We start from the raw sequence: 25,057 nt of genomic DNA on the forward strand, positions 1-25,057 counted from the left end.
AGTGACTCGCCCTTTGTCCTCTCGATGACGAGTGTCAAACGGCGGGCGCTCACCGCTCATCTGCTCGACCGATTTATTACTCAGTTAGACTTGGAGCAATACTCCGGACAAAATTTGAGCAGATTTTAAGGCTCAAACCCTTATTCTGCCGTGGACAAGATCTTTTTTTCCAAGTCAGAGGCAGAGCTAACTCTGAAAAAATAGCTCGATCCTTGAACCATAAACTCTGAAAGCCTTGTGGAACCGTTCAAAAAAATGTCCGGAGTATTGACTTGGAGCCGACTGCGATTAAATCTCACCCCAACTATCCAACCCTACTGTCCTACGGCTCTATCGCTGCCTGAAATTGTCCGAACCATTGTCTAATAAAATCAATCCAAAACGATCGGAGAGCTATATTGCCATTTGTGATCGTAATTCCTGCATGAATGTTTCACCCTCGACGACTTCACCTCGATCGAGTTGAGCAATCCCAATCTCTACGTCTCGTCTCAGTTCTTCAAACCGTCTTTGGTAAGTCTGTCGCTTTTCAAGCAGCCTGATTCCTGCATCAACCACTTCGCTAACCGATGAAAATCTGCCCGTTTCAAGTTGCTGCTGGATGAAGTGTTCGGCTTCCGAAATTAGCAAAATATCCATAAGGTCACGAGTCATCTAGATTTTTTACAGTCTATCAATTCCTGTCGGTTGGGTGCGCCCAACCGATTAAAGACCCCAAGATCGGGCATAATCCCCAGCAAACTACAATAAGCCTACTCAATACTGTTAGAAAGTTTATGGCTCTCGAAATTGGCGATGCTGCACCTGATTTTAGTTTGTCCGACACCCACGGCAACCGGGTGCAACTTTCGGACTTAAAAGGCAAGCGCGTCGTGCTTTACTTCTACCCGCGTGACAGCACGCCGGGATGCATCAAAGAAGCCTGTGGTTTTCGAGATGCTTACGCAGAGTATCAAGCGCAAGATGCGATCGTGTTGGGCATCAGCACCGACGACGCAAAATCTCATGCAAAATTTGTGACGAAATATGGTCTGCCGTTCCCGCTGCTGTGTGATCAGGGCGGAAAAGTGGCGGAAACCTATGAAAGCTATGGCTTGAAGAAGTTTATGGGCAAAGAATATTTGGGAATCAGTAGAAATACGTTTGTCGTCAGTGCGGATGGTACGATCGAGCAGATCTACAAAAAAGTCAAGCCAGAAATTCACGCAGCTCAAGTTCTGAGCGATTTATCCTGATCGAGATCATATTCTGGGATCTTTTAAGATGAACTGCTCTACTTTTGAGATTCAGAACGATGGGCTTCTCGATCGGGCTGTGGTTCGTTTCTGCCTCTATAGTTTTGTCGTAACTTTTTAATCCATGCAGCGGTTGTGGCACTTTACTCAAGCTGTTTTAGGGATCATCTTTCGCCATCCCATCACAGGCACTAGCATTATTCCCATCTTGCCCGATGGTCGAATTGTGTTGATCCGTCGTCGCGATAATGGGCTGTGGAGCCTACCCGGCGGCATGGTCGATTGGGGCGAAAATATCCCCACTGCCGTGCGGCGAGAATTGACGGAAGAAACGGGACTAGAGTTGGCTCAGATTCGTCGCCTCGTGGGGGTTTATTCAGCGCCCGATCGTGACCCCCGCATTCACTCAATCTGTGTCGTCGTCGAAGCCGATGTTCAGGGAACAATGCAGATTCGCGATCCGCTCGAAGTCTCTGATGTGCAGGCATTTGACCCCGATTCAATTCCTGAAGGTCGTCTGGCTCACGATCACCGACAGCAGTTGCAAGACTACTTTAAGGGGCAAACCACGCTAGACTGAGCGCTTTCTAATTGATCGCAGTCCCCAAACCCATAAATTTGAGTCAACGATCATCTGACTTGCAAGTTTTGGCGATCGCGGCTGCATACATCTATCCAGAAGATGACCGTCTCCCCCCGTGAAGACGATGACGCTTTGAGGAAACCGGGTTTGCCAATCTTCGATAAAACTTTGAACGCCCGCTAAAACCGTGTGCAGAATGCCGCTCTGAATCGCCTCGATCGTGGTCATCGCCCAACGATCGGGCAACGTCATCTCCTCGATCACAGGCAACGCAGAGGTTTTTTGCCCCAACATCCGAAACTGTAGCTGCAACCCTGGTAAGATTGCCCCGCCTACAAACCGCTGTTGCTCGGCTCCAGTAAACGTCAGGGCTGTGCCGCCATCAATGACTAAAATCGGAGAGCCGTAAGTCTCGATCGCGCCCCAAACCGCCAAAGCCCGATCAACACCCAAGGTAAAGTAAGTGTTTTGGAGCGGAATCTGATCCAGCGCGATCGTCCTGAGGTGGGGATACGTCTCCCACAGTTGTGCCTGTTCAGCCACCACGGATACGATCCAGAGTTCGGGTAGCACCTCCCAAGTGGGCAAATTTGCTGGAGAAACGTCCTCAAAAGTGAACCGACTCTCAGTCAGCAACTCAATTGTTTCTATTGAACAATGAGGGGTATTCCAGGTTCGTCGCAGCGTGTCATCGGTCATCCAAGCCCAGTGCAACCGAGAATTTCCGACGTTCAACGCCAGCCAATTTTGAATCATACCAAATTAACCAACAAACCCGACCCCGTAGAGACGTTTCGGTGAAGCGTCTCCCAAACGATCGTGCCATAACCGACCCTCGATCACATTCAAACATCGAAAACATCTCCCCGATCGTCCCACCCTCGATCGCCTTCAGAAACCCAAAGGGTTCCCCATTTCCTCTATTACTTTGATAGAGAAAGTTCTGGGTATAACATTTTTTGATAGGTACCTTTACTTATTAGAACTTTACAAAGTCGCGTTTTCTAAGGGAAGATTAGAATCAGAGGGAAATATAATTTCACAAAACGTTGTCGGGAGGCAATTATGGTAGCACTCATTGATCGCGCAAGCGCTAGCCAGCCCGGTCGTCCTTTGCGACGGCTGACCATTCAGACCGTGGATGTTGTAACCGACACGACGACCCTACGATCGCTCGATTGGGATCGCGATCGCTTCGACATTGAGTTTGCCTTAGAGAATGGCACCACTTACAACTCGTTTCTAATTCGGGGCGAGAAAATTGCCCTCGTCGATACCTCTCACGAAAAGTTTCGTCAACTCTATCTCGATGCCCTGCAAGGGCTGATTAACCCTGCTGACATCGACTATCTGATTATTAGTCACACCGAACCCGATCACAGCGGATTGGTGAAAGATGTTCTGCAGCTTAATCCTGAGATTACGGTGGTCGGCGCGAAAGTTGCGATTCAGTTTTTAGAAGAACTCGTGCATCAGCCGTTTAAGCGTCAGGTGGTCAAGAACGGCGATCGCCTAGATTTGGGCAACGGTCACGAGTTAGAATTTGTCGCCGCACCCAATTTGCACTGGCCTGACACCATTTTCACCTTCGACCACAAAACTCAGACCCTCTATACCTGTGACGCGTTTGGGATGCACTTCTGCGACGATCACACCTACGACGAAGACCTAGAGTTACTTGAGCACGACTATCGCTACTACTACGATTGTTTAATGGCACCCAACGCCCGATCGGTGCTGGCTGCCCTCAAGCGGATGGCGGCACTGCCCGAAATCACGACGATCGCCACAGGTCACGGTCCTCTGCTGCGTCACAATCTTAAAGAACTCGTCGGACGTTACCAGGAATGGAGCCAGACCCAGGCGAAAGCGGCGACAACAGTTGGCATATTCTACGTGGCGGAGTATGGCTATAGTGACCAAATTGCGCAGGCGATCGCCAACGGCATCACTAAAACGGGTGTGTTGGTCGAACTGATGGATCTGCGCGTTGCCGACCCTCAAGAGGTGCGGGAATTAGTCGAAACCTCTACAGGTCTCGTGATCGGCATGTCGCCTCAACTGGGAGACTTTGCTGCCAACGCAAAAGCCGGACTCAGCACAATCTTTGCTGCGACGACTGCCAAACAATCCGTCGGCTTATTTGAGGCGGGTGGCGGCGATGATGAATCGGTCTATCCGATTCGCAATCAGTTTCAGGAAATTGGGTTAACGGAGGTGTTTCCTCCAATTCAAATTAAAGAACTGCCCAGCGAGGCAACCTATCAACTCTGCGCTGAAGCCGGGACTGACTTGGGACAGTGGCTCACCCGCGATCGCACGGTCAAACAAATGAAGTCTCTTGATGGTGAACTCGATAAAGCGCTCGGTCGCCTCAGTGGTGGGCTTTACATCATCACTGCCAAAAAGGGCGATATTTCTAGCGCCATGTTAGCCTCCTGGGTGTCTCAAGCCAGCTTCGAGCCGTTGGGGATCACGATCGCCGTTGCCAAAGATCGCGCGATCGAATCGTTTATGCACTTGGGCGATCGCTTTGTGCTCAACGTCTTAGAAGAAGGCAACTATCAGATGTTGACGAAGCACTTTTTAAGGCGATTTGCGCCCGGTGCCGATCGCTTTGCCGATGTGAAAACCTATCCCGCGACCAATGGTTCCCCCATCCTGGCAGACTCTTTGGCATACATTGAGTGCGAAGTCGTCAGCCGGATGGAATGCAGCGATCACTGGATCGTTTACAGCACAATTAACGCTGGGCGGGTCGCTAAATCTGAAGCGCTAACTGCCGTTCACCATCGCAAAGTCGGCAACCACTACTAACTTCTTTTTTATGGCTGACATTAGACCTAAAGACGTTCAAGTTGCTGAGATTGGAGCAGAAACCCTGGTGCTGAGATCGCGCACCTGGGATCGGCTCAAATTTGAGATCGAGTACTCTCGCCAACGAGGAACGACCGCAAATTCTTACTTGATCCGGGGAGAAAAAACGGCGCTGATTGATCCGCCGGGTAGCTCTTTTACGGACATTTTTCTCAAAGAACTGCATGATCACCAATATTTTCAGAAGCTGGATTATGTGATTTTGGGGCACGTCAATGCCAATCGGCTAACGACGCTGAAGCGATTGATAGAGCTTGCGCCACAAATGACGATCGTCTGCTCAAAGCCCGCCGCGATCGCCCTCAAAGCCGCCTTCCCAGATCAAGACCTGCGGATCAATGCCGTCCGAGGTGAAGAAGTTTTAGATTTGGGCAAAGGGCACGAGCTACAGTTTGCCTTTGTCCCGACTCCTCGCTGGGTTGACGGACTCTGCACCTTTGACCCCGCGACTCGCATTCTTTACACTGACAAGCTGTTTGGTGCCCACCTTTGCGACGATCCCATCCTCGACGAAAACTGGAAGCAGCTAGACGAAGATCGTCACTATTATTTTGACTGTCTCCACGCGTCGCAGTCACGGCAGGTCGAAGCTGCCCTCGACAAAATCGCTGCTTTCCCCGCCAAAATCTATGCCGTAGGTCACGGTCCGTTGGTGCGCTACAGTTTGAGCCGCTTTAACCTCGACTATCGGCAGTGGTGCGAGCAGCAAAAAACTCAAGAACTCTCGGTTGCGATTCTCTTCACATCCGCCTATGGCAACACTGCAACCGCAGGGCAAGCGATCGCCAAAGGACTGACTCAAGCCGAGGTCGCGATCGAGTCGATTAATTGCGAATTTGCTGCCCCGTCTGAAATTGTGGCGGCGATCGAGCAGTGTGACGGCTTCATCATTGGGTCGCCCACCCTCGGCGGACATGCTCCGACCCAAATTCAGACCGCACTAGGGCTAATTCTCTCAACTGCCTCCAAGACAAAACTGGCAGGGGTGTTTGGCTCCTATGGCTGGAGTGGAGAAGCGATCGACCTCCTCGAAAGCAAACTGCAAGATGCCGGATATGGTTTTGGGTTTGACTCAATTCGCGTCAAGTTTAAGCCGAGTGACGAAGTGCTAGAACAGTGTGAAGCCGCAGGTGCCGAATTTGCTCAAGCGTTGAAACGAGCAAAAAAGGTGCGGGCACCGCGTCAAGTGGCTTCGGCAGGGCAGGGCGATCGCACCGAGCAAGCCCTGGGGCGAGTCGTCGGTTCGCTCTGTGTGGTTACAGCCAAACAGGGAGACAGCGCTGCTGGAATGCTCACCTCTTGGGTTTCGCAAGCAACGTTTAGTCCGCCGGGGGTAACGGTGGCGATCGCTAAAGATCGGGCAGATGGCGTTCTTGATCATGCGGGCGATCGGTTTGTTCTCAACATTCTCAAAGAAGGGCGATCGCTCAGACGGCACTTTACCAAACCTGCTGCACCAGGAGAAGACCGATTTTCTGAAATCGAAACTGAGGAGGCGGCAAATGGTTGCCCTATCTTGCTAGATGGGTTGGCTTATCTGGAATGCACGGTGCAAAACCGCATGGAATGCGGCGATCACTGGTTACTTTATGCAGTGGTTGAAAGTGGCAAAGTTTTAGAGCAAAAAGGGGTCACTGCGGTGCAGCATCGTAAATCTGGCAGCTTTTATTAGAGATCGGGCTGTGCGATCGTGCGTAAGGATCGTGAATTAAATCAAACTAAATTCTCCCTCACCCCAACCCTCTCTCTAAGGAGAGGGAGCAAACGTCTAGTTTCCCTTCTCCCCAGGGAGAAGGGGTTAGGGGAGGGCTTGCCCCACTTCGTGAGGAGGGCAACCCCGTTTTGCAATGACCGACCTTATTTAGTTCACGATCCTCAGAATAAAATCCTCGATCGCCGTTGTCTATAGGTTTCGGCTCCGCTCACCTCACTTGATCTCTATCGACCCACTCACTGAACGTCGAGGGTTAAGCGAAGCCCGATCAGTTAAGAGTTTGTTAAGCTGCAATTTCCTAGCTAACCTGCTGTAGCGATCGGAAAAACCGTGAAAAAGGCACTTGCTTAAACTTGACTTCAGGAGGCATTTTGAGTTGAGCAATCTGAAATAGCTTATTCGTGCGAGCTAGATAAGACATCGGGATAGAGTCTCGCTCACCTTGCAGTTGCTGACCATATAAGCCCGGCAGCATCAACACTAAGTCTCGTTTGACTTCTTGCCAATAGAGTTCAGGAAACTGCACATAGTCGTAGTCACAGCGCCGAAAGATTCGCTGAATGCGCTGATAGCGATTGAGTGACCAGTCGCGCAACATTTGCCAAGATGGATGCAAATCAGGTGCCAAAATGAATGGATAAGACTTTCGCTCTAGCTGCGGCAAATAGTCGTGAATCCAAAACTCCATCATTGGGCGATAACCCGGATTGTCACACGCCCGCAGTTCTAGAATTTCGGCTCGGCTGACCTTAAACCGATCGAGCAATTCAGTCGGCAAATAACAGATTCCCTGTTCGGCATCTTCTCGCAGGTCGCGCAAAATATTGTAAAACTGATCCACTGCACCAAACGAACCAACCGCTTGCCACTGGTGAGGTTCTAAAAACGGCAGCATTTGAAAAAATGACCCCGCTAACTCTCTGAGCATCGTCTCAAAGTCAGCCATGTGCTCGATCGTCAGATGGTCTTGATGATAATCATCAATCGCCGTCAGATAGTGATCCCACGACTGAATCGAGAGCCGACTGACCGAATCAGACGGGTGGGCAAACCAGCGATCGCGCATCCGACAAAATTCTTTTCGATGACCACAACCGGGCTGCACTTGACCCGTTGCCATCATCCATTTCCAATTGTTGTGAAATCGCTGAAACTCTGAGCTAGCCGATTCGAGCAATTCGTTTTCGGCAAGTCGATCGGCGAGCCTGATCCAGCCAATTCGCTCAATCCAGGCATCTCTAATAGGCGGTTCAAGTTCCATGACCCAAGCCGCGTTATCTTCATCTTTAAGCGCATCATCTGCGATCGCGCGATAGTCAGAAGAGCAAACCAGATGGGAAATAGTCGAGATAGTCATAAAAACGGCAAAGACGCGTGTGGACTGACTTAGAGCGGGTGATAGATTCATGATTCCCACAATCTCTCAAGATGCTCGAAGTAAAATTACGGTATGTCTCAGACCTCATCTACGTGAATTGGATTACGCTAAAAACGGCTTCTACCCGCTGGGAAGCCGAGTTAATGGAGCAGGTTTTGCTGGCGCATGACATCCCCGCGAGAGTTTTGGATCTCGGCGCAATGTCCTATTTTGGGGTTGGCAGTCCTACTGCTTTGCAGGTTCGCCCCGAAGACCAGTGGATGGCGCTGCTGTTGCTCAGTGCGATCGACGAAGAATCTACAGAATCTGAAGCAGACTGAGAAACGCTAACCTTGTACAATGGATGCTGATTTAGGAACATGGATTGATTAAGGTGCAACTTCTCACCCTCACCCTAGCCCTCTCCCCAAGGAGAGGGAACAAGACTCTCACTCCCTTCTCCTGGGGAGAAGGGTTGGCTAGGGCTTGCCCCACTTTTTGAGGAGGGCAGAAGACGCTCACAAGTCTTATAGGTTCTTTAATCCACGATTCTTAGTGAACGTTCAGTGACATCCAAATTTCAATCAACTGTTCAATAGTGCAATCTGACTAATCAAAAATCACTATCATGAATGATGCTACTAGGCATTTTTTCGCAATCCGACTCTTTGAGAATCGTCTCCTCATCCCCCTTCTCAGCCTGAGTTGATCAGACTTTTCATCCCCCACTTCAAAACATAAATTTTTACCATGTCACTATTTGATTGGTTTGCAAATCGACAAAAATCAGGCTCCACTACTCCACAAGGACAAGAACGAGAAATCGCTGACGGGCTATGGACAAAGTGTGAAGCCTGTGGAGCTTTGACCTACACCAAAGACTTGCGATCGAATCAAATGGTCTGCTTAGAGTGCGATCACCACATTCGCATCTTCAGCGACGAGCGGATTAGTCAAATGATTGATGCCGATACCTGGGTGGCGATCGACGAAGGACTCCAGCCCGTCGATCCGCTCAACTTTCGCGCTCGTAAGGCATACATCGACTATATCCGCGACACCCAAGAGAAAACAAAGCTGGCAGATGCCGTGCAGACCGGATTGGGGCAGATCGAAGGACACCCGATCGCTCTCGGCGTAATGGATTTCCGATTTATGGGGGGCAGCATGGGTTCTGTGGTCGGCGAAAAGCTGACCCGGCTGATCGAACGAGCCACTCAACAGCGTCTCCCCGTCGTGATTGTTTGCGCGTCGGGTGGAGCCAGAATGCAGGAAGGAATGCTGAGTTTAATGCAAATGGCAAAAATCTCTGGTGCATTGCAGCGACACCAAGAAAACCGTCTCCTCTACATTCCCGTGCTGACTCACCCCACCACAGGCGGAGTCACCGCTAGTTTTGCCATGCTGGGCGACATCATTCTGGCAGAACCCAAAGCCATGATTGCCTTTGCAGGTCGTCGCGTCGTCGAGCAAACGCTGCGAGAAAAACTCCCCGACGACTTCCAAACCTCTGAATATCTGCTGCAACATGGGCTAGTCGATGCGATCGTCTCTCGCACCCAACTCAAAAAGACCCTTGCTCAACTGATCCGCCTGCATCAGCCCGTTTCTTCAACGTCTCATGTTGTTCCGCGATCAAGCATCAAAGCCCTCACTAAGATTGCGCCTGATTAAGTTTCTAGACGGTGATCCTGCGACTCGCTATCAATCTCAGAGATTGGCAGAGGATTGGGACATCAACATGATATTGGTATTAAGGAGGGTAATCCTCACCATCAGCAACCATCATCGCTGGAATGCTGAGGTCGCCATCATCGACCGATTTGTTGTGTTGTGAATTCAACAACCGAGCTACCTTTAAGGAGAACTATGCTTAAAAGATACGTCTGGTTTGCCATAGCCACTGTATTCTTTGCGTTTCAAATCTTTGTTCAAGATGTCAGCGCCGCAGAACTGGATAAAGCCATTCGCACAGTGCCCCTCAATGAGGGCGGCGACACCACCGTCTTGAGCCTCAAACAAGTCAAAGAAGGCAAGCGTCTGTTTCAATATGCCTGCGCTCAGTGCCACGCAGGTGGAGTCACTAAAACTGACCCTAACGTCGGTCTTGACCCCGAATCGCTGTCATTAGCAACCCCCAACCGCAACAACATCGACGCTCTGGTGGACTATATGAAAAACCCCACCAGCTATGATGGCACCACCGAGATTTCTGAGATGCACCCCAGCCTCAAGAGCAAAGACACCTTCCCCACAATGCGGAACTTGACCAATGATGACCTCGTGGCGATCGCGGGTCACATCCTACTGCAACCTAAAGTGGTAGGGGACAAGTGGGGCGGCGGCAAAATCTACTACTAAATCCTGATCTCGGCTGATCACTGCTGTTTTCTCGCGCAGAATTATCGAATGCTAAATCGAGTTTCGTGGATTCGAGGCGTCGTTCTCTTGACGATCGTCTGTCTAGGAGCGGTGGTCAGTTTCCCGGCTCACGCTGCCGACACGTATGTTGCGCGCTATTTGCAAGTGACCGATCCCATTTCTTTAGAGTTAGACAAACAGGGGAACACCCGATCGTTTAACCTGCAAGAACTGACCGCCGGGAAAAAGCTGTTCGAGCAAAACTGCCTGAGCTGTCACGTAGGAGGCGCGACCTTGCCTGACCCTTCGGTGCCTTTGTCGCTAAAAGCTCTGCAAGGAGCGACTCCCTCACGAGACACCATCAAGGGTCTAGTCGCTTATTTGCGTCAGCCGATGACCTATGATGGCAGCGAAGAAACCTTCTCATGCCGGAAAGTCTCTGAAAATTGGCTCTCTCAGTCTGAAGTAGAAACCGTAGCAGGATTTGTCTTACGGGCGGCTCAAAAGGCTCCTGGCTGGGGCACTGAAGAGTTTTAGATTTCTAGCAACTGGTGGAGCGACCGCCAAGTTGGGAGATCCGTCCTGAGGAAATTCTCTGTGTGGGTAACTACTGGTTTAAAATGTGAAGTAACTGGAAAATCTAGAATTCCACAGAAAAATATGAAACTTGTTGCTTCTGTTACGCGTCGTTTCTCTCTATTGCTCTGCACCGTTCTGCTGGTAGTGGGCAGCTTCTTTTTAGTAGCTAACCCTGCGTCGGCTGACACATACACCGTCAAGATGGGTTCTGCTAAAGGGTTGGTGTTTGACCCCAAGGTAGTTACCGTTAAGCCGGGTGACACTATTAAGTGGGAAGTGGGCAATCTGCCTCCCCATAACGTCGTCTTTGATGTCAGCAAAATTCCGACTCAAGACAAAGCGTTAGCCGATAGCCTGTCACACAAAAAGCTAGAAGGCGCTGGTGGCTCATTTGAACTGATCATTCCGGCTGACGCTCCAGCGGGTGACTATTCCTACTTCTGTCTGCCTCACCGGGGCGCTGGCATGGTAGGCAAAGTCGTCATTGCAGTCTAGTCTCTCTTAAGTCTCTCTGATCAGACGGTGATTAGAAACGCCTGGTAAAGCCCTAAAATGGTTTTATGGACGGATTGTTCATAACCTACGTTTGATCAGGGAGAACTGCCTTGCGAAAATTATTGCCTGCGCTGATGCTGGCGATCGCAATTCTGACCTTTACGTTTAACCGTCCCGCTCTAGCTAACAAACCTGACGGTCAACAAATTTTTACCGCCAGTTGTTCGGCTTGTCACATCGGCGGCAACAACGTGATCGTTGCAAATAAAACTCTACGAAAAGAAGCACTAGAGAAATATGGAATGAACTCTCTAGCAGCGATTAAAAATCAGGTCACGAACGGCAAGAATGCTATGCCAGCGTTTGGTAGTCACCTTCAAGACGATGAGATCGTCGCAGTAGCCACCTATGTATTAGGTCAAGCTGAAAAAGGCTGGTAGCTCGCAAAACCTGCCGAATCAGTAGACCCTCTAATGTTTCTGGAGGGTTTTTTAGTGACTTCATAAAAATTCAACAATTCACACGCACGATAGATTTGTTTGTCTAAGCACTTAGGTTATGTTTTTTTAGGAAAGAATTACTGTCCTCGAATAGGAGACTCGATCGTGATTGTTAACCCTGCAAAAGACGGATGGAACGTCATTTACCACCGTGCCCATGCACTACTCGCGGCTCAAATGGGTGGACAGTGGCGCAGAAAAGATGCCCCACCTCGCTTATATGAAACGATCGCGGCGATTTCTCATCATGACGACCTTGAGAAAGAGTGGGAGGAACAAAACCTCTCAGACGTAGGTACCCCAATGGATTTCACTATGAACGAGGGCACCGACTACACTCTGTTGCGAAAGCACCTAGAAGGAGCGCTTTATCGCGGACGGTGGGTAGCTTTGATGAACTCGATGCACCAAAGTCGTTTAGGAGAAAGCAGTCGCGGCGAATCGGCAGAAGGCGATGCTTTTTTAGATGAACAGCTAGACAATCAAAAGCGCTGGCGCAAAGAATTGGGGATTGCCAAGGAAGATGCTGAAAGTGCTTATGACTTTATGCAATGGTGCGATCGACTCTCACTCATTCTCTGTCAACAGCAGCTTCCCGATGATGAACGAGCGCTGGAAATCAGTAAAGGTCCCGACGGGCAGCGATATGACATTCGGCAGTTTAGCGACGGAACAGTAACGGTCGAGCCGTGGTGTTTTGAGGATGATACGTTTGTAGTGAACGTCGAGGTATCTCACTTATCACAAGCTAAGTTTGATGACAATGCCAGTCTAACGGCGGCGCTCAAAGCGGCTCCCCGCAGCCTCTTTGAGTGGAATTTTGTGAAAAGTAAAGAGAAGTCAACCACAGCGAGATAAAATAATATCTCTCGTAGGAATGATGTAAATCTACTGTTAGTAGTCTTTATTAGATCAGTCGTTCTCGTAATTTGATAACTCGCGACTTCAGTTAAACTGCATGAATCACTCGTCCTCCACAAGGTCAACGAAAGTCGATCGCATCTTAGTAGTAGACGACACGCCTGATAACTGCTTGCTGATCCAGGCAATCTTGCAAGACGAGGGTTATGACGTTGAGCTTTCTGAGAGTGGTCAAGATGCGTTAGCTAAAATCGATCGATCGCCTCCTGATCTCATTTTGTTGGATGTGATGATGCCCGGAATGGATGGCTATGAAGTGACGCGTCGCATTCGTCAAAACGCTGGGTTGCCCTTCATGCCCATTCTGCTTACGACCGCTTATGATCAGCCAAGTGTGGCTCAGGGGCTAGATTTAGGCGCTGACGATTTCATTCGCAAACCCGTTCACTTTGATGAATTGCTGGCGCGGGTGCGGGCGTTGTTGCGTCTGAAGCACAGCGTTGACGAACGCGATCAGACTGCCCGTCAGCGAGAAGATTTTGTCTCGCGACTCACCCACGATTTGCGGACTCCTTTAGTCGCTGCCGATCGGATGCTGGTTTTGCTGATTCAAGGCGCGATGGGTGAGTTGTCGGAAGACGTGCTCGAAATCATGGCGACAATGGTTCGCAGTAACCAAAATCTGTTAACGATGGTGAACATGCTGCTAGAGGTCTATCGCTATGAGGCAGGGCGCAAGTCTCTAGTCTTCTCGCCTGTTGACCTATCAGCGATGATGGGTGAAGTTATCCAAGAGCTTTCATCGTTGGCGATCGACAAAGGGCTGGCGCTCAATTTTGAGGCTCAATCGGACAATAAATTTGAGATTAAGGGCGATCGCATCGAGCTACATCGAGTCTTTACCAACTTGATCGGCAATGCCATCAAATTCACCGATCAAGGCTTTGTGGACGTTCGTTTGTTTCTCGTTGATGAAAATAACAACTCTCAGGTTGAAGTTAAAATTCAAGACACCGGACCCGGAATTCCGCTAGAGGAGCAGTCTACGCTGTTTGAAAGCTTCTCTAGTGGAAAGCACAAGCGCGCTGGAAGCGGGCTGGGTCTGCAACTGTCTCGTCGCATTGCAGAGGCTCATGGCGGTACGGTCAGCGTTCAGTCAGAGGTAGGTCAGGGAAGTTGTTTCATCGTCCGTCTGCCTGTTGATTAAACAAAGATGGGGATGTTCCGTTGAGCATTCCCCATTCTGGATGTGAAAGTTTTGGTGGACAATTAGCGATCGCTATACCGTTCTTCTGCCCAGGGTTCTCCGCGACGATGATAGCCGTTGCGCTCCCAAAAGCCGAGTTCTTCGTGCGTGAGAAACTCTAGTCCGTTAATCCATTTGGCACTCTTCCAGGCGTAGATGTGAGGCACTACGAGTCTCATCGGTCCGCCGTGTTCTGCTGGAAGCGGTTCGCCAAATAGGGTGTGGGCGAAAAAGTTTGCCTCTCTCAAGAAATCATCCATCGAGATGTTGGTCGTATAGCCGCCGTAGCAGTGTTCTAAAACGTACTTAGCAGCGGGGTCAACCTCAATAGACTTCATGAAGTCTGTTACCTTAACCCCTGTCCACTGCACGTCAAGCTTTGACCAAGTAGTGACGCAGTGAAAATCGGCAGTGAAGTTGCTTTGAGGCAGATTCATAAAATCTGACCAGCTAAAGGTTTTTTCTTGAGCCAAGCCCCAAACCTTAAACTGCCAGGTTGCCCGATCGACACTAGGCGTATCGCCATACGTCAAAACCGGAAATCCATTCGTCAAATGTTGACCGGGAGGAACCCGATCAGCATATTCTGCTTCTGGTTTGCGAAAAAACTTCCCTACCATTGATGTTGTCCTACAAAGTCTTGTTCTAACTGTGTAGCAAACGGGCTGCAATTATGGGTCTTCTCAAAGGCTGATGAATGATGAATTAACGGTTTCGCATTCATCATCCATCGCATTATTCTTCTTCAGTCTCTTCGTCGGTGGGGTAAACAAAGCCTTGAGCGCGTCCGGTCAAAATCGACTTGCCCATCGATAATGCTTTTTGGGCTTGCACTCTAGCTTTCGCTTTCCAGGTGGCTTTGCGTTTGTCACGCTTAGACTTTGAAGTTTTCTTCTTAGGAACTGCCATGAGGTTAAACCGTGGTCGTTTTTGTCAACTTTCCTATCCTACGCTATTTCTCGACTTGTAGCGATCGGGCGTTTGGCAGAAGTTTTTAGAAAATAGGCTTGCTTTTTAGTACTATTGTACTGTTAATATAGAACAAACCTATTACAGCCATCGCCACTTTGCTTAGGACATTTTTGGTAGTGTGCTTCGCGTGCTGCCAAAAATGTCCCTGTCCTAACCTATGTGGCGGTAGCTATAAAACCCTTAACAACTTGAACTCGAAGCCCTTCGCACCACTTCATCACGTTCCTTTGTCCTGTCACGTTCTCACTCCCTAGCCCCACAGGAGAAAGACTATGAAATATCGCCGCTCTCGAAGACAGTCTGTGAAGTATTTGCTAGCAGCAGGCACCTTCGTTGCACTAGCAGGAATGTTAATCAACCCTCGCGATCTTTTAGGAGCCAAAGCGCCCGACGACCCCTGCCAGAGCGCTGTGAAGTCAAAAGTTACTCTCTCTAGAGATCGGCTGGCTCAACTGCTCACCGTTTCAGAAGGAGATCGCAAAGACAAAGTGCGATCGATTCTTAAAGAACCTTACTGCACATTAGCCATAGAGGTGCGAAGCGGGGTGAAGTCCGATCGGGAGGCATATCCCCTCGCGTTTGACCCTCAAACCTGGCTGATTGTTCTTTACGAAGGCAATGAATATCGGGGCTATGCCTTTAGCTTCCGCAAGTCTTAACTAGATTTTCTGCACGAATCAGAGCTGGACGTTGATCTCCTTTGAAATGATTTAGGGAGATTCTCGAATTCATGCAGGAGGTCTACCAATTTGATCGCCCTTATTGTTCTATCTACCAACTATGAAAAAATTTCTCCTGGTTGCGGTGAGTTTAATCACGATGTTCTTCGGCTCTGCGAAGATTGCTCATGCCTCCCAATCTGGACTACTAGACTTTGGAGACGCGATTAGCGCAAAGCCTGCCTCTGTAGGAATCGCTGCTAACCCTCCCTCTAATTCCTCTGCTTCAAGTTCGTCCGTTGCACAAGCCGCCACTCCAGAGCTAAGTTTCAGTCCGCCGAGTCAAAAAACTGCGAGACTGGAGAACAAGCAGCCTGAAAAGAAAGCAGCTCTAGTAACACCGCATCAGTCGTCTCGTCAGTCTTTTGCCTCATCAGCGATCGCAGACTCGATCAACGCAATCTTTGAAGGCGGCAGCAACTCGATCGTAGCTAGAACGGTCGGACACGCGGAAGGGACTCGATCGGTCGATGGCAGCAAAACCCGTGCCTATTATGGACACGTTGACCCCGGCAATGGCGTTTGGAACTTGGGCAGTTTCTCTTATCAGCACTGTGATGCAAGCTGCACACCAGATGAAGCCGACGATCGTCAGCTTCGACGGCTCCGCAGTCAGAGTCAGGTTCTTGCTCAAAGAGCAGACAGCAACGGCATTCGGATGACGCTAGAAGAAAAACTCAACGGCATTGATCTTGCGAATCAAGCACCTTTAGCGGCGTTAGATCAAGGCGGTTATGTCGATTGGCTGAGAGCGGCTCATCAAAAAGGGCTGACTGGCTCCAACGCCGTTCTCTGGGCGCGCACTTATTCGTTTCTCAACCCTAGAACCCAGACGTGGGATGCGCCGGGATTAGGCAATCGCTATGACAGCATTGCGTATGATCAGGAGCGACGGAGAGCCGCGATCGCCAGTGCGCTAGAAAATCACAATCAGCAGCGATCTCAAACGGCGAGATCAGACTCAATGCCATCAACCGTGGCGCAGTTGAAATATTGAAATCAGTCGATCAACGCTAACGAAATTGGGAGGACATCGTAATGCCCATCACGCCCCAGGTGACAAAGAATTGTCGATAGAGTTCTTGACCTGCTTCGGTGAGATCGCCATCGGGGTCGATCGTGCCTCCCTCAATCAGTGTGCCGCGCTCGCTCCGAAAACAAAGTTTCTGTCCCGTTTCGCTGGTTTGAATGAAGAGTCGCCCGATCGCTAACGTTTGCCCAGACCCGCTCGAAATTGTAAATCGCATCGCGTGAGTATTGTGAATGCCATCGTTTATTGTGACAGCGATCGGAGACAACGTTGTATGCTGATCACAGCCTGATTCGCACCTCCTTATGTCTGATCTGCCAGCTTTAACGATCGCTACAATTTGGGCAATTCTCGACGATACGCTGGATGATGACACGGTGAATCGCTTAGTCTGGCGTTCTTTAGGCTATCGCTCTAGTGCCGAAATTTGGACGAGCGAGGGAGTTGACCCATCATGGCGCGAGGCGTATCCTCAGCCTCCCGATTTTATTGCGAGTCGCCCAGCCGTAGTGAAATTGACTCGATCGATTCCGGCTCAAAACAAGCAGTTGCTCAAAGAAAAGCTGGGATTTGCGGGCTATAAATTGGATGAATTGATTCCGCGCAAGACGCGACGAGCGACGATCGCTAACTGGTTATTGAGCGAAATGCAGCTTAACGACATTGACCATTAAACTAGATGCAAGCTTGATCATTGGTGAGCAACTATGGTTCTCAGCAGCCAACCTGATACTCCTATCTTTCCGCCTAGTGAGTTATTGAGCGACGAGCCGCCCTTGGAAACTACGCGACATCTCAGACAGCTAATTTTGTTATTGACCTGTTTAGAACGGCTGTGGAACGATCGCCACGACTTCTTTGCGGGGGGTAATCTGAGCATTTATTACAGCATTCGCCAACGTAAATCTGAAGACGTGCGAGGACCTGATTTCTTCGTCGTTTTAGATACGGAGCGGCGAGAGCGCAAAAGCTGGGTCGTTTGGGCTGAAGATGGCAAGTATCCTAACTTTATTCTTGAAGTTCTCTCTGACAGCACTGCTCAGGTCGATCGCGGCTTAAAAAAGCAGCTTTATCAAGATGTATTTCGCACGCCAGACTATTTTTGGTTTCATCCTTACACGTTGGAATTCAAAGGATTTAAGCTCAACTATCGTCACTATGAAGCGATCGAACCGAACGATCGAGGCTGGCTCTGGAGTAATGAATTGCAGCTATTTCTGGGGGTTTTGAATGAGCAGCTACGATTCTTCACACCAGAAGGAGCGCTAGTCCCAACTCCCGAAGAAGCCGAAATTCAAGAACGTCAGCGAACTGAAGCAGCCCAACAGCAAGTTCAAACAGAGCGTCAACGGGCAGAGCAAGCCGAAGCTCAAGCAGCTATCTTTTTGAGAAAACTCCAAGAATTGGGAATCGATCCGGCTGATTTATAACGTTTATGAAACAGGAGAATGAGTGATGGCGATCGAGCGCAGAATGTCCCGCATGATGTTTTTACCCGGTGAGGAAGTGGTGCTTCGGCAGGTCTGTTTTACACCGGGGCGAGTCTTTCAGCCCGGAAAATATATCACCGGAGATTTACCCGATGTTGCCTTTGACATGGGCTTAGTCGATCGACTGCCTCCAGTGCGAGGTAAAAATGCCGAGATTCGACCTGATGAGCCGCCTGTGGAATCGTGATCAACCCTTACGATTGGATTGAGCAATCGTTGGCAACGATTCATCGGGCTGGCTGGCATCGGGCTGTAACGACGATCGAGAGTCGTCCCGGCGCGATCGTGCAAATTGAGGGGAAATCGTTTCTCAACTTCGCTAGCAATGATTATTTAGGATTAGCAGGAGACGATCGCTTAATTGAAGCCGCGATCGCTGCCACTCAAGCCTATGGAACGGGAAGTACTGGATCTCGATTAATCACTGGACATCGCGAACTGCATCGGCAATTGGAATGCGCGATCGCACGGCTCAAACAAACGGAAGATGCCATCGTCTTTAGTTCTGGCTATTTGGCAAATTTGGGAACGATCGCGGCGATCGTCGGCAAACGCGACTTAATTCTCTCTGATCAGTTTAATCATTCCAGTTTGAGAAATGGCGCGATCGTCAGTGGTGCAACCATCTTAAATTATGCTCACTGCGATATGCAGGATTTGCGAACCAAACTAACTCAACAGCGCTCTCATTTTCAGCGATGTCTGATTCTCACTGACACCATTTTTAGCATGGATGGGAATCTGTGCCCATTACCCCAAATTCTCGACTTAGCAGACGAATTTAACTGCATGGTGTTGGTCGATGAGGCACACGCCACAGGAGTTATGGGACGGACGGGTGCAGGTTGCGTCGAACACTTTGGATGCACCGGACGATCGATCATCCAAATGGGAACGCTCAGTAAATCATTAGGCAGTTTGGGCGGTTATGTCACAGGATCTTCAGCGCTAATTGACTTTCTTCGCAATCGGGCTGCTAGCTGGATTTATACAACCGGATTATCACCCGCAGACACTGCTGCCGCAATTGCCGCGATCGAGATTTTACAACACGAGCCACAACGCCGAGAGAAACTCTGGCAAAACATTGCGTTATTCAAACAACACATCAACCAGCATTCATTGGAGCTTCTGCCGTCAGAGTCGGCGATCGTGTGTTTGCAATTATCAGACGTAGAAACTGCTTTACGAGTTGGTCAAAGCCTTAGAGACGCTGGCATCTTTGCTCCTGCGATTCGTCCGCCCACAGTGCCCACGAGCCGAATTCGACTGACGATTATGGCAACGCACGATCGCCAACACATTGAGCAGTTAAGCAGTTCTTTAAATCGCGTTGTTCAATAGTTCAGCGTTTAGCAACCCGTCACAGGCATCAAACAGCAGATCAATCACTTGATTAAAGCCCTCATCTCCGCCATAGTAAGGATCGGGAACCTCTTTGAGCGTATGGCGAGTGCAGAAATCACACATCAAGCGGACTTTATGCCGATATTGACCGGAACGATCGAGCGCACAAATGTTTTCATGGTTCTCTCGATCCATTGCCAAAATCAGATCAAATTCCTCAAAATCAGCCTTGGTAAACTGACGGGCATGACCGACTAGCTCAATGCCTCGCAGCTTGGCGGCGACATTCATTCGAAGATCGGGCGCACTGCCGATGTGATAGCTCGACGTTCCCGCCGAGTCGCACTGAATCTTATTCTCTAATCCAGCTTGGTGGATCAGATGATTCATAATATTTTCGGCTGAAGGCGATCGACAAATATTACCCAGACACACAAAGAGGAGTTTCATACGCAAAATACAAAAACCGAGCTACCGTGTTTCAGATTAAGCGGTTTGCTCGGTTGAGGAAAGTATTTTTTGCCGAAAGGACTAGCTTAGTCCTGGCAAATTCAATCCACCCGTCAGTTCTTCCATCCGTTCGCGCATGGTGGCGGTCGATTTGCCGTAAGCGTCTTGCATCGCGGCTAACACTAAATCTGCAACAAGTTCGGGCGACTCTTTCATCGCATCTGCTGAGACGGTGACATCGATCGGCTCTTGATTGCCACTCATCACAACTTTGACTAACCCACCGCTCGATTCGCCTTCAATTCTCATCTGTTCGAGTTCTTCTTGAAGGCGCTTTGCTCCTTCTTGAACCTGTTGAGCTTTTTTGAAGGCTTCAGTCAGTTCCTTCATTTTGCCCAAACCAAAGCCAAATCCCTGTCCTTGTGACATAACTTCCTACGTGGGGTTGAGTAGAGTGTGCATCAGACTGCTCTGATTTGATGACGGTTCCATCGGTGCGCCATCCAGCCAATGAGAATAGCACACAATTTCGATGGCGATGGAAGCGAACGCAGTTTTCATTATGACATTGACTGAGACAGTCGGGGTGGAATCTCGATCAAATCCAGGTTGGCAGGCTCGAAGGACACAAGTCATTTGAGCAACGTCTCTTTGACATAGGTCACAGTAGCGTAAAACTGGAAATCGACGTTTTTCTTTTTAGAAAATCCGTGTCCTTCATCTTTCGCCATTAGATACCAGACGGGAACTTGATTCTTTCGCACGGTTGCAACGATTTGTTCGGCTTCGTTGAGCGGCACACGCGGATCGTTTTTGCCGTGAATCACAAACAATGGTTTGCGAATGCGATCGGCGTTATTGACGGGCGAAATCTTCAGCAAAAACTCCCGCATTTTGGGATCGCGTTCATCACCATATTCAACGCGGCGCAAATCTCGTCGATAGCCTTCGGTTCTTTCAAGAAACGTGACGAAGTTTGAGATGCCGACGATATCGATCGAGGCACGAATCCGATCGCTGTAGTGGGTCGCCACCGCTAGCGACATATAGCCGCCATAGCTGCCGCCCGTGACGAGAATTCGGTCGTGATCGAGGTCAGGTTGGGTGGCGATCCAATCGAGCAGTGCGCCGATGTCTTTGACGGAATCTTCGCGCAAAAAGCCGTTGTCTAACGTCAGAAACGTTTTGCCGTATCCAGTCGAGCCGCGCACATTGGGAAAGATCATCGCGACCCCCAACTCGTTTAAGTAATAGTTGGCGCGCCCTAAGAAAACGGGGCGAAATTGTCCTTCAGGTCCGCCGTGGATGTCGATCATCACCGGACGTTTGCCCGTAAATTTGGCGGGCGGACGATAGAGAAATCCAGAGATCGATTTATCGTCAAAACTCTTCCACCGCAACAGTTCGGGTTCTGAAAACTGGGAGGTATTTAACCCGCCTGTCTCGCTTTCTGTCCAGCGATCGACCTTGTTTGTCACCAAATTTAATGAATAGACATCGGCGGTCGATCGAGCCGAAATCAACGTAAAGCCCAAATCTTGGTTGTTGCGGTGCCAGGTGATGCCATACGCCAATCCCACAGGCAATTTTGGCAGCGAAATCTCTTTTCTCGTAGCCGTGTCTAAAACGTGCAGAACGCTGGCTCCGTCTTCATTAGTGACAAAGGCGAGATGTTTGCCGTCTTCTGAGAGGTCAAAATCCTCTACATCCCAAGGAATTTGGCTCGTCAGGTAAGTTGGTTGAGAGGTCGCCAAATCAATGTAAGAAAGACGGGAAAACTCAGAGGCGCGATCGCTGACGACATATAAGCCTTTGCCATCTTTGCTGAATACACCGCCCTCATAGGAAATCTTTTCTTTGCCACCTTTGGGCGTGATCAGCGTTTTCTGACCCGATTGCGTGTCCAATAACCAAAGATAGCTTTCGTTAACCGAGACATATTCTTGAATCAGCAGTTGTCGATCGTCAGGCGACCAACTCAAACCACCCCAGCCGCCGCCTTCGACAGTGGAGAGTAAGCGATCGCTCTGGGGATTGGCGGGATCGATGCTGTAAAAGTCGGTATCTTTGCCCGTCCGTCGCGTGGAGGTATAGATCATGCGATCGCCGCGATTTGACCAGGCACCGCGACTGTTTTTTGATTTGCCATCGGTCAGCAGCGTCACGTCGCCTGTCTTAAAGTCATAGCGATAGTTTTGGTTAAACTCGTTACCGCCGATGTCTTTACTAAAAACAAAATAGTTCCCTTGGGTGGGCTGATAAGTTGCCCCACCTACCCGCTCAGGAAAGAACGTCATCTGCTGTCGGCTTCCGAGCAGAAACTTCACCAAATGCACCTGGGGCGTATCGGCAAAGCGAGTCGAAATCAACATTTCTCGCCGGGTCGGATGCCAACTCGATAAACTCGCCGATCGAAACTGCGTATAGCGATCGACCGTCTCTGCCAAAGCAGCCGGAATCGCAGGAATGCCTTCACTGACTAGATTCTCGTTGGGAGCGATCGCAGCACTTTGAGCAAAAACCATACTAGATGACACCAAAACGACTGCAAGAATAGTGGCTAGGAACGTCGAGAAAAATTTCATCTCTCAATCATCGCAAATTAGGCAATTAGCCAAACGCCGCGCTTCACAAACTGCAACATCTGGCTTAATCTGCGCTCACCGCTTAGACTCCTGCAAAATCTCGCACCTGTGCCTCGTAGGGAGAATTATGGGATTTTTCTATCCAGTTAACGTTCCGCAGCCACTTCCAAACTCCCGTCGATCGTCTCACCATCGCTTCCTGACTCAACTCTCGAATTAAGGCTTCAAGCTCTGTGGTCGTAAAGCAATAGCCCATCTGATCAGAGACTTGGAGAAACTCGGCTGGGGAGTTTGCCGCCGCAAATTTCTCGCGAATCGTTTGGTCTTGAGCCGCTGCTCTTAAAAATCGAGATGCACTTTCTATAGACACCTTTAAAGTCTCCTGAGTCGTAAGTATTTTTGACCTGATGGCTAGTGCGGCAAGCTTGGTTAATGAACTTTTTGAGAACGGTCTACGGGTGCTTCACCAAAAATTGCTTTTGACTATAAGTATAAAATACTACATAACATCAGTGCTTAGGTAAATTTGACAGCAATTCATCGAAATTTATCAGTTGCAAAATGATGTTACAGGAGACGTGGGAGAAAATCATCATCCGTTAAGTCTTAGTCTCTACTCACTCTAGGAGCATTCGATCGTCGCCGCCAACCATTTTGAGCGCGATCGTCATCACCTTGAATCTTCTAGAACTCGGTGAGACTGTAACGTTAAAATTGGATGAAGTTTGGCAAAACCTCCGTAGAAATGTCTGTAACTCAAAAGCACCTGCTGCAAATCCACTTAGACTTTGACTCTCTCGATCGGACTCCTCAAACCGCCGCTTATTTGGAAGCCGGACAAGGCACACCGCTTCTGATGCTGCACGGCTTTTTTGGGAATGGCACCAACTGGCTCCCGTTAATGGAGCAGCTAAACCCTCAGTTTCGCTGCATTGGCTTAGATCTGCTGGGGTTTGGAGAATCTGCCAAACCTGACATCCGCTATGATGTTGCCAAAGAAGTTGCGTTTGTGCAGCAAGTCGTCGAAGCGTTGCAGATCGATCCTTGCTATATCGTGGGGCACTCGTTTGGCGGCTGGGTTGCGTCTGCTTATGCGCTGCGCTATCCCAATGCGGTCAAAGGCTTGTTTTTAGCGGCTCCGGCAGGCATTCGAGACGATAGCTTTGCGGGGCGATATGATCATTTGCGTCCGCTATTGTGGCAGACCCCGATCGTCGATTGGGCACTCGCTCTCGCTAAACCTCTGGTTCGACTAGCCGGACAAAGCCAAGCGCTAGAAACGATTTATTGGGCACGACGCGAGTTAAATGCTCAACCTGCCGCCCGATCGTTCCTCGTCGATCGGATTCGCCCTGAAGATGCGATCGATACGGTCGAGAAAGAAATTCATCGACTGCGGGTGCCAACCTTGGTGATGACGGGCGATCGTGACGAAACCATTCCGCTTTGGCACAGTCAAACTTATGCGACTGAGATCCCAAACGCGCAAATCGCCATTATTCAGAATGCCGATCACGCTCTGCCGCAACACTACTCTTTTGAAATGGCAGAACTAATAACTCAATTTTTGTCAAAATTCTGATACAGAGATTAAAATCGGATCAAAGGGTCTTATCAGTGCAGTTTCTAGCATCAGTAATGATATTTCACAAGTTTTTGAAGTGCTCCTATGAAACTATTCAAGTTATGTTTTTATATCATTTTCCCAACACTAACAGCTTTACAAGGTTGCCAAGAATTTATTAGTTTTGCGAACATTCCTCGTGTTCCTAACAATACTTTGCCAAGTAATTCATCTCTCAATCAAGCTATTGAGAAATATGTGGACAACTACCTCTCAGAGATTATTAGAATCAGAAATTTTAACCCTGAAAGAGTCAAAAAAGTATTTTGTACACATCACACCTTCTATGCTGAAACGCTTGTATCTAATCCTGGTAGCAGTGATGTCTACGTAAAACTGTTATGTGTTGAAGGAACGCCATCAACCTCAAGTCCTCAACTACCTGTAACTATAATTAGTTTTGCTTCTAAGTTGGTTGTGCAACAGTATCCAAATCAAAATCGCTTTCGTGTCATTAGCGATGAAACACCACGCGATACTCCCTTCTATACAGACGATGTTCGCCAGATTTTCCGGGAAGATATTATGAGCCGACTAAATGCTACTGGGTTTGATAATAATACTGATTATGGGGTGATTCGTAGAAAGGAATCGAACTATTATCAAAATAAAAAAGGAACCTGTTAACGTTACGGAGTGACAACACCCTTAAAACCTATTCTTTATTCGCATGTTCTCTAACAAATAGGAGGCAGATGGTGAAAGACCGAAAATCCTACTAGGAGGACATTTTGGGAATGAGGAAAAGGCTGAGGTTCGGGAATTTGCAAGACATTATTCTCAATACTGCGAAGAACGATGAATCGGGTAGCCGAGGAGTTGCGGTATCTAGATTTAGATTGGCATTATCTCAATTTGTGACTCCGACACCTCGATCGTATCTTGAGGGACAATCCTTCAAGGCTATAGCCGTCTTCCTGACCTTCTGGCATAGGATAAAATTCAACAACCGTTCCTACAGATCCTCTACGCAGATTGTATTTGGGGATGTCTTGACTCAATGCCACTCGACTAAATAATGCAAATTTCATC

The 25,057-nt window shown here is 49.1% G+C and carries 32 protein-coding genes; 21 read left to right on the plus strand and 11 right to left on the minus strand.

Features of this window, described 5'->3' with window-relative positions:
- Positions 1-393 precede the first annotated feature (393 nt).
- Positions 394-654, minus strand: a complete 261-nt coding sequence (locus A8707_RS14750) for a type II toxin-antitoxin system ParD family antitoxin (protein ID WP_231948085.1) — start codon at positions 652-654, stop codon at positions 394-396.
- Positions 655-776: 122 nt separating this feature from the next.
- On the opposite strand from A8707_RS14750, the gene bcp reads away from it, so the two are divergent.
- Both bcp and A8707_RS14760 read left to right on the plus strand, forming a co-directional pair.
- Positions 777-1,235 (plus strand): thioredoxin-dependent thiol peroxidase, encoded by a 459-nt coding sequence (gene bcp / locus A8707_RS14755; RefSeq protein ID WP_068818011.1) that lies wholly within the window; start codon positions 777-779, stop codon positions 1,233-1,235.
- A gap of 124 nt (positions 1,236-1,359) precedes the next feature.
- Positions 1,360-1,815 (plus strand): NUDIX hydrolase, encoded by a 456-nt coding sequence (locus A8707_RS14760; RefSeq protein WP_068818012.1) that lies wholly within the window; start codon positions 1,360-1,362, stop codon positions 1,813-1,815.
- On the opposite strand, the gene A8707_RS14765 is transcribed toward A8707_RS14760, so the two are convergent.
- On the minus strand, positions 1,807-2,574 hold the full coding sequence (locus A8707_RS14765) for a pantothenate kinase (RefSeq protein WP_068818013.1): 768 nt from the start codon (positions 2,572-2,574) through the stop codon (positions 1,807-1,809). The genes A8707_RS14760 and A8707_RS14765 overlap by 9 nt on opposite strands.
- Positions 2,575-2,883: 309 nt before the next feature.
- Between A8707_RS14765 and A8707_RS14770 the strand changes: the two genes are divergently transcribed.
- Both A8707_RS14770 and A8707_RS14775 read left to right on the plus strand, forming a co-directional pair.
- Entirely contained in the window at positions 2,884-4,635 is a 1,752-nt protein-coding gene (locus tag A8707_RS14770; protein ID WP_068818014.1) for a diflavin flavoprotein, read from the plus strand.
- Positions 4,636-4,645: 10 nt separating this feature from the next.
- On the plus strand, positions 4,646-6,367 hold the full coding sequence (locus tag A8707_RS14775; RefSeq protein WP_068818015.1) for a diflavin flavoprotein: 1,722 nt from the start codon (positions 4,646-4,648) through the stop codon (positions 6,365-6,367).
- 340 nt (positions 6,368-6,707) lie between these two features.
- Here A8707_RS14775 and A8707_RS14780 read toward each other — a convergent pair whose 3' ends face one another.
- Positions 6,708-7,817, minus strand: a complete 1,110-nt coding sequence (locus A8707_RS14780) for a squalene/phytoene synthase family protein (RefSeq protein WP_231948086.1) — start codon at positions 7,815-7,817, stop codon at positions 6,708-6,710.
- A gap of 20 nt (positions 7,818-7,837) precedes the next feature.
- Between A8707_RS14780 and A8707_RS14785 the strand changes: the two genes are divergently transcribed.
- The 9 genes from A8707_RS14785 to A8707_RS14820 all read left to right on the plus strand — a co-directional run bounded on the left by A8707_RS14785 (position 7,838) and on the right by A8707_RS14820 (position 13,769).
- Positions 7,838-8,107 carry a hypothetical protein gene (locus A8707_RS14785; RefSeq protein WP_231948087.1) on the plus strand — a complete coding sequence of 90 codons (270 nt, stop codon included), beginning with the start codon at positions 7,838-7,840 and terminating at the stop codon, positions 8,105-8,107.
- A 409-nt stretch (positions 8,108-8,516) separates the two neighbouring features.
- A complete protein-coding gene (accD, locus tag A8707_RS14790; protein ID WP_068818017.1) occupies positions 8,517-9,440 on the plus strand; it encodes an acetyl-CoA carboxylase, carboxyltransferase subunit beta in 924 nt (307 codons plus the stop codon).
- Positions 9,427-9,603: a hypothetical protein gene (locus tag A8707_RS29745; protein ID WP_156518594.1), complete on the plus strand. Its 177-nt coding sequence runs from the start codon at positions 9,427-9,429 to the stop codon at positions 9,601-9,603. Before accD ends, A8707_RS29745 begins: the two co-directional genes overlap by 14 nt.
- Before the next feature lie 32 nt (positions 9,604-9,635).
- Positions 9,636-10,127, plus strand: coding sequence for a photosystem II cytochrome c-550 (psbV, locus tag A8707_RS14795; RefSeq protein ID WP_068818018.1), 492 nt, complete (start codon positions 9,636-9,638; stop codon positions 10,125-10,127).
- A 48-nt stretch (positions 10,128-10,175) separates the two neighbouring features.
- Positions 10,176-10,664 (plus strand): photosystem II cytochrome PsbV2, encoded by a 489-nt coding sequence (gene psbV2, locus A8707_RS14800; RefSeq protein ID WP_068818019.1) that lies wholly within the window; start codon positions 10,176-10,178, stop codon positions 10,662-10,664.
- A gap of 123 nt (positions 10,665-10,787) precedes the next feature.
- On the plus strand, positions 10,788-11,201 hold the full coding sequence (gene petE / locus A8707_RS14805) for a plastocyanin (RefSeq protein WP_068818020.1): 414 nt from the start codon (positions 10,788-10,790) through the stop codon (positions 11,199-11,201).
- Between the two features lie 110 nt (positions 11,202-11,311).
- Complete coding sequence (petJ, locus tag A8707_RS14810; RefSeq protein WP_068818021.1) at positions 11,312-11,641, plus strand: cytochrome c6 PetJ; 330 nt, start codon at positions 11,312-11,314, stop codon at positions 11,639-11,641.
- 165 nt (positions 11,642-11,806) lie between these two features.
- Complete coding sequence (locus tag A8707_RS14815) at positions 11,807-12,559, plus strand: DUF3891 family protein (protein WP_068818022.1); 753 nt, start codon at positions 11,807-11,809, stop codon at positions 12,557-12,559.
- A gap of 100 nt (positions 12,560-12,659) precedes the next feature.
- Positions 12,660-13,769: an ATP-binding response regulator gene (locus A8707_RS14820; RefSeq protein ID WP_068818023.1), complete on the plus strand. Its 1,110-nt coding sequence runs from the start codon at positions 12,660-12,662 to the stop codon at positions 13,767-13,769.
- 62 nt (positions 13,770-13,831) lie between these two features.
- On the opposite strand, the gene A8707_RS14825 is transcribed toward A8707_RS14820, so the two are convergent.
- A complete protein-coding gene (locus tag A8707_RS14825; protein ID WP_068818024.1) occupies positions 13,832-14,428 on the minus strand; it encodes a sulfite oxidase-like oxidoreductase in 597 nt (198 codons plus the stop codon).
- Positions 14,429-14,543: 115 nt separating this feature from the next.
- The gene (gene rpmF, locus A8707_RS14830) at positions 14,544-14,717 is read right to left on the minus strand and encodes a 50S ribosomal protein L32 (RefSeq protein WP_068818025.1); all 174 of its coding nucleotides are present in this window, start codon (positions 14,715-14,717) and stop codon (positions 14,544-14,546) included.
- Between the two features lie 335 nt (positions 14,718-15,052).
- On the opposite strand from rpmF, the gene A8707_RS14835 reads away from it, so the two are divergent.
- Entirely contained in the window at positions 15,053-15,439 is a 387-nt protein-coding gene (locus tag A8707_RS14835) for a hypothetical protein (RefSeq protein WP_068818026.1), read from the plus strand.
- A gap of 121 nt (positions 15,440-15,560) precedes the next feature.
- A complete protein-coding gene (locus A8707_RS14840) occupies positions 15,561-16,496 on the plus strand; it encodes a hypothetical protein (RefSeq protein WP_156518596.1) in 936 nt (311 codons plus the stop codon).
- A 16-nt stretch (positions 16,497-16,512) separates the two neighbouring features.
- Here A8707_RS14840 and A8707_RS14845 read toward each other — a convergent pair whose 3' ends face one another.
- Entirely contained in the window at positions 16,513-16,746 is a 234-nt protein-coding gene (locus tag A8707_RS14845; protein ID WP_068818069.1) for a hypothetical protein, read from the minus strand.
- Positions 16,747-16,834: 88 nt separating this feature from the next.
- Here A8707_RS14845 and A8707_RS14850 point away from each other — a divergent pair, with 88 nt between their 5' ends.
- From A8707_RS14850 to bioF, 4 genes are read left to right on the plus strand one after another with little or no spacing between them, the layout of a single operon-like run.
- Entirely contained in the window at positions 16,835-17,203 is a 369-nt protein-coding gene (locus A8707_RS14850) for a DUF1823 family protein (protein WP_068818028.1), read from the plus strand.
- Between the two features lie 33 nt (positions 17,204-17,236).
- Complete coding sequence (locus tag A8707_RS14855) at positions 17,237-17,959, plus strand: Uma2 family endonuclease (protein ID WP_068818029.1); 723 nt, start codon at positions 17,237-17,239, stop codon at positions 17,957-17,959.
- Positions 17,960-17,984: 25 nt separating this feature from the next.
- Positions 17,985-18,206: a hypothetical protein gene (locus A8707_RS14860; protein WP_068818030.1), complete on the plus strand. Its 222-nt coding sequence runs from the start codon at positions 17,985-17,987 to the stop codon at positions 18,204-18,206.
- A complete protein-coding gene (gene bioF / locus A8707_RS14865) occupies positions 18,203-19,363 on the plus strand; it encodes an 8-amino-7-oxononanoate synthase (RefSeq protein ID WP_231948088.1) in 1,161 nt (386 codons plus the stop codon). The genes A8707_RS14860 and bioF overlap by 4 nt, the downstream gene beginning before the upstream one ends.
- Here the strand turns inward: bioF and A8707_RS14870 are convergent.
- The 4 genes from A8707_RS14870 to A8707_RS14885 all read right to left on the minus strand — a co-directional run bounded on the left by A8707_RS14870 (position 19,343) and on the right by A8707_RS14885 (position 22,771).
- Positions 19,343-19,816 carry a low molecular weight protein-tyrosine-phosphatase gene (locus tag A8707_RS14870; protein WP_068818032.1) on the minus strand — a complete coding sequence of 158 codons (474 nt, stop codon included), beginning with the start codon at positions 19,814-19,816 and terminating at the stop codon, positions 19,343-19,345. The genes bioF and A8707_RS14870 overlap by 21 nt on opposite strands.
- Positions 19,817-19,897: 81 nt before the next feature.
- Positions 19,898-20,245 (minus strand): YbaB/EbfC family nucleoid-associated protein, encoded by a 348-nt coding sequence (locus A8707_RS14875; protein WP_068818033.1) that lies wholly within the window; start codon positions 20,243-20,245, stop codon positions 19,898-19,900.
- A 203-nt stretch (positions 20,246-20,448) separates the two neighbouring features.
- Positions 20,449-22,401, minus strand: coding sequence for a S9 family peptidase (locus A8707_RS14880; RefSeq protein WP_197484781.1), 1,953 nt, complete (start codon positions 22,399-22,401; stop codon positions 20,449-20,451).
- Positions 22,402-22,483: 82 nt separating this feature from the next.
- Complete coding sequence (locus A8707_RS14885; protein ID WP_068818034.1) at positions 22,484-22,771, minus strand: Nif11-like leader peptide family natural product precursor; 288 nt, start codon at positions 22,769-22,771, stop codon at positions 22,484-22,486.
- Positions 22,772-23,146: 375 nt separating this feature from the next.
- On the opposite strand from A8707_RS14885, the gene A8707_RS14890 reads away from it, so the two are divergent.
- Entirely contained in the window at positions 23,147-23,983 is an 837-nt protein-coding gene (locus A8707_RS14890; RefSeq protein WP_068818071.1) for an alpha/beta fold hydrolase, read from the plus strand.
- Positions 23,984-24,070: 87 nt separating this feature from the next.
- Entirely contained in the window at positions 24,071-24,652 is a 582-nt protein-coding gene (locus A8707_RS14895) for a hypothetical protein (protein WP_068818035.1), read from the plus strand.
- Between the two features lie 218 nt (positions 24,653-24,870).
- Here A8707_RS14895 and A8707_RS26900 read toward each other — a convergent pair whose 3' ends face one another.
- The gene (locus A8707_RS26900) at positions 24,871-25,056 is read right to left on the minus strand and encodes a DUF4926 domain-containing protein (RefSeq protein WP_231948089.1); all 186 of its coding nucleotides are present in this window, start codon (positions 25,054-25,056) and stop codon (positions 24,871-24,873) included.
- Position 25,057 lies beyond the last annotated feature (1 nt).

Origin of the sequence: Phormidesmis priestleyi BC1401, from assembly GCF_001650195.1 — a bacterium.
Classification (GTDB): domain Bacteria; phylum Cyanobacteriota; class Cyanobacteriia; order Leptolyngbyales; family Leptolyngbyaceae; genus Phormidesmis_A; species Phormidesmis_A priestleyi_B.

Bases quoted from the DNA above. Each gene is read 5' to 3' on its own strand.
- A8707_RS14750 (WP_231948085.1), bottom strand. From the start codon at position 654: ATGACTCGTGACCTTATGGATATTTTGCTAATTTCGGAAGCCGAACAC.
- bcp (WP_068818011.1), top strand. From the start codon at position 777: ATGGCTCTCGAAATTGGCGATGCTGCACCTGATTTTAGTTTGTCCGAC.
- A8707_RS14760 (WP_068818012.1), top strand. From the start codon at position 1,360: ATGCAGCGGTTGTGGCACTTTACTCAAGCTGTTTTAGGGATCATCTTT.
- A8707_RS14765 (WP_068818013.1), bottom strand. From the start codon at position 2,574: ATGATTCAAAATTGGCTGGCGTTGAACGTCGGAAATTCTCGGTTGCAC.
- A8707_RS14770 (WP_068818014.1), top strand. From the start codon at position 2,884: ATGGTAGCACTCATTGATCGCGCAAGCGCTAGCCAGCCCGGTCGTCCT.
- A8707_RS14775 (WP_068818015.1), top strand. From the start codon at position 4,646: ATGGCTGACATTAGACCTAAAGACGTTCAAGTTGCTGAGATTGGAGCA.
- A8707_RS14780 (WP_231948086.1), bottom strand. From the start codon at position 7,817: ATGAATCTATCACCCGCTCTAAGTCAGTCCACACGCGTCTTTGCCGTT.
- A8707_RS14785 (WP_231948087.1), top strand. From the start codon at position 7,838: ATGCTCGAAGTAAAATTACGGTATGTCTCAGACCTCATCTACGTGAAT.
- accD (WP_068818017.1), top strand. From the start codon at position 8,517: ATGTCACTATTTGATTGGTTTGCAAATCGACAAAAATCAGGCTCCACT.
- psbV (WP_068818018.1), top strand. From the start codon at position 9,636: ATGCTTAAAAGATACGTCTGGTTTGCCATAGCCACTGTATTCTTTGCG.
- psbV2 (WP_068818019.1), top strand. From the start codon at position 10,176: ATGCTAAATCGAGTTTCGTGGATTCGAGGCGTCGTTCTCTTGACGATC.
- petE (WP_068818020.1), top strand. From the start codon at position 10,788: ATGAAACTTGTTGCTTCTGTTACGCGTCGTTTCTCTCTATTGCTCTGC.
- A8707_RS14820 (WP_068818023.1), top strand. From the start codon at position 12,660: ATGAATCACTCGTCCTCCACAAGGTCAACGAAAGTCGATCGCATCTTA.
- A8707_RS14825 (WP_068818024.1), bottom strand. From the start codon at position 14,428: ATGGTAGGGAAGTTTTTTCGCAAACCAGAAGCAGAATATGCTGATCGG.
- rpmF (WP_068818025.1), bottom strand. From the start codon at position 14,717: ATGGCAGTTCCTAAGAAGAAAACTTCAAAGTCTAAGCGTGACAAACGC.
- A8707_RS14835 (WP_068818026.1), top strand. From the start codon at position 15,053: ATGAAATATCGCCGCTCTCGAAGACAGTCTGTGAAGTATTTGCTAGCA.
- A8707_RS14840 (WP_156518596.1), top strand. From the start codon at position 15,561: ATGAAAAAATTTCTCCTGGTTGCGGTGAGTTTAATCACGATGTTCTTC.
- A8707_RS14845 (WP_068818069.1), bottom strand. From the start codon at position 16,746: ATGCGATTTACAATTTCGAGCGGGTCTGGGCAAACGTTAGCGATCGGG.
- A8707_RS14850 (WP_068818028.1), top strand. From the start codon at position 16,835: ATGTCTGATCTGCCAGCTTTAACGATCGCTACAATTTGGGCAATTCTC.
- A8707_RS14855 (WP_068818029.1), top strand. From the start codon at position 17,237: ATGGTTCTCAGCAGCCAACCTGATACTCCTATCTTTCCGCCTAGTGAG.
- A8707_RS14860 (WP_068818030.1), top strand. From the start codon at position 17,985: ATGGCGATCGAGCGCAGAATGTCCCGCATGATGTTTTTACCCGGTGAG.
- A8707_RS14870 (WP_068818032.1), bottom strand. From the start codon at position 19,816: ATGAAACTCCTCTTTGTGTGTCTGGGTAATATTTGTCGATCGCCTTCA.
- A8707_RS14875 (WP_068818033.1), bottom strand. From the start codon at position 20,245: ATGTCACAAGGACAGGGATTTGGCTTTGGTTTGGGCAAAATGAAGGAA.
- A8707_RS14880 (WP_197484781.1), bottom strand. From the start codon at position 22,401: ATGAAATTTTTCTCGACGTTCCTAGCCACTATTCTTGCAGTCGTTTTG.
- A8707_RS14890 (WP_068818071.1), top strand. From the start codon at position 23,147: ATGTCTGTAACTCAAAAGCACCTGCTGCAAATCCACTTAGACTTTGAC.
- A8707_RS14895 (WP_068818035.1), top strand. From the start codon at position 24,071: ATGAAACTATTCAAGTTATGTTTTTATATCATTTTCCCAACACTAACA.
- A8707_RS26900 (WP_231948089.1), bottom strand. From the start codon at position 25,056: ATGAAATTTGCATTATTTAGTCGAGTGGCATTGAGTCAAGACATCCCC.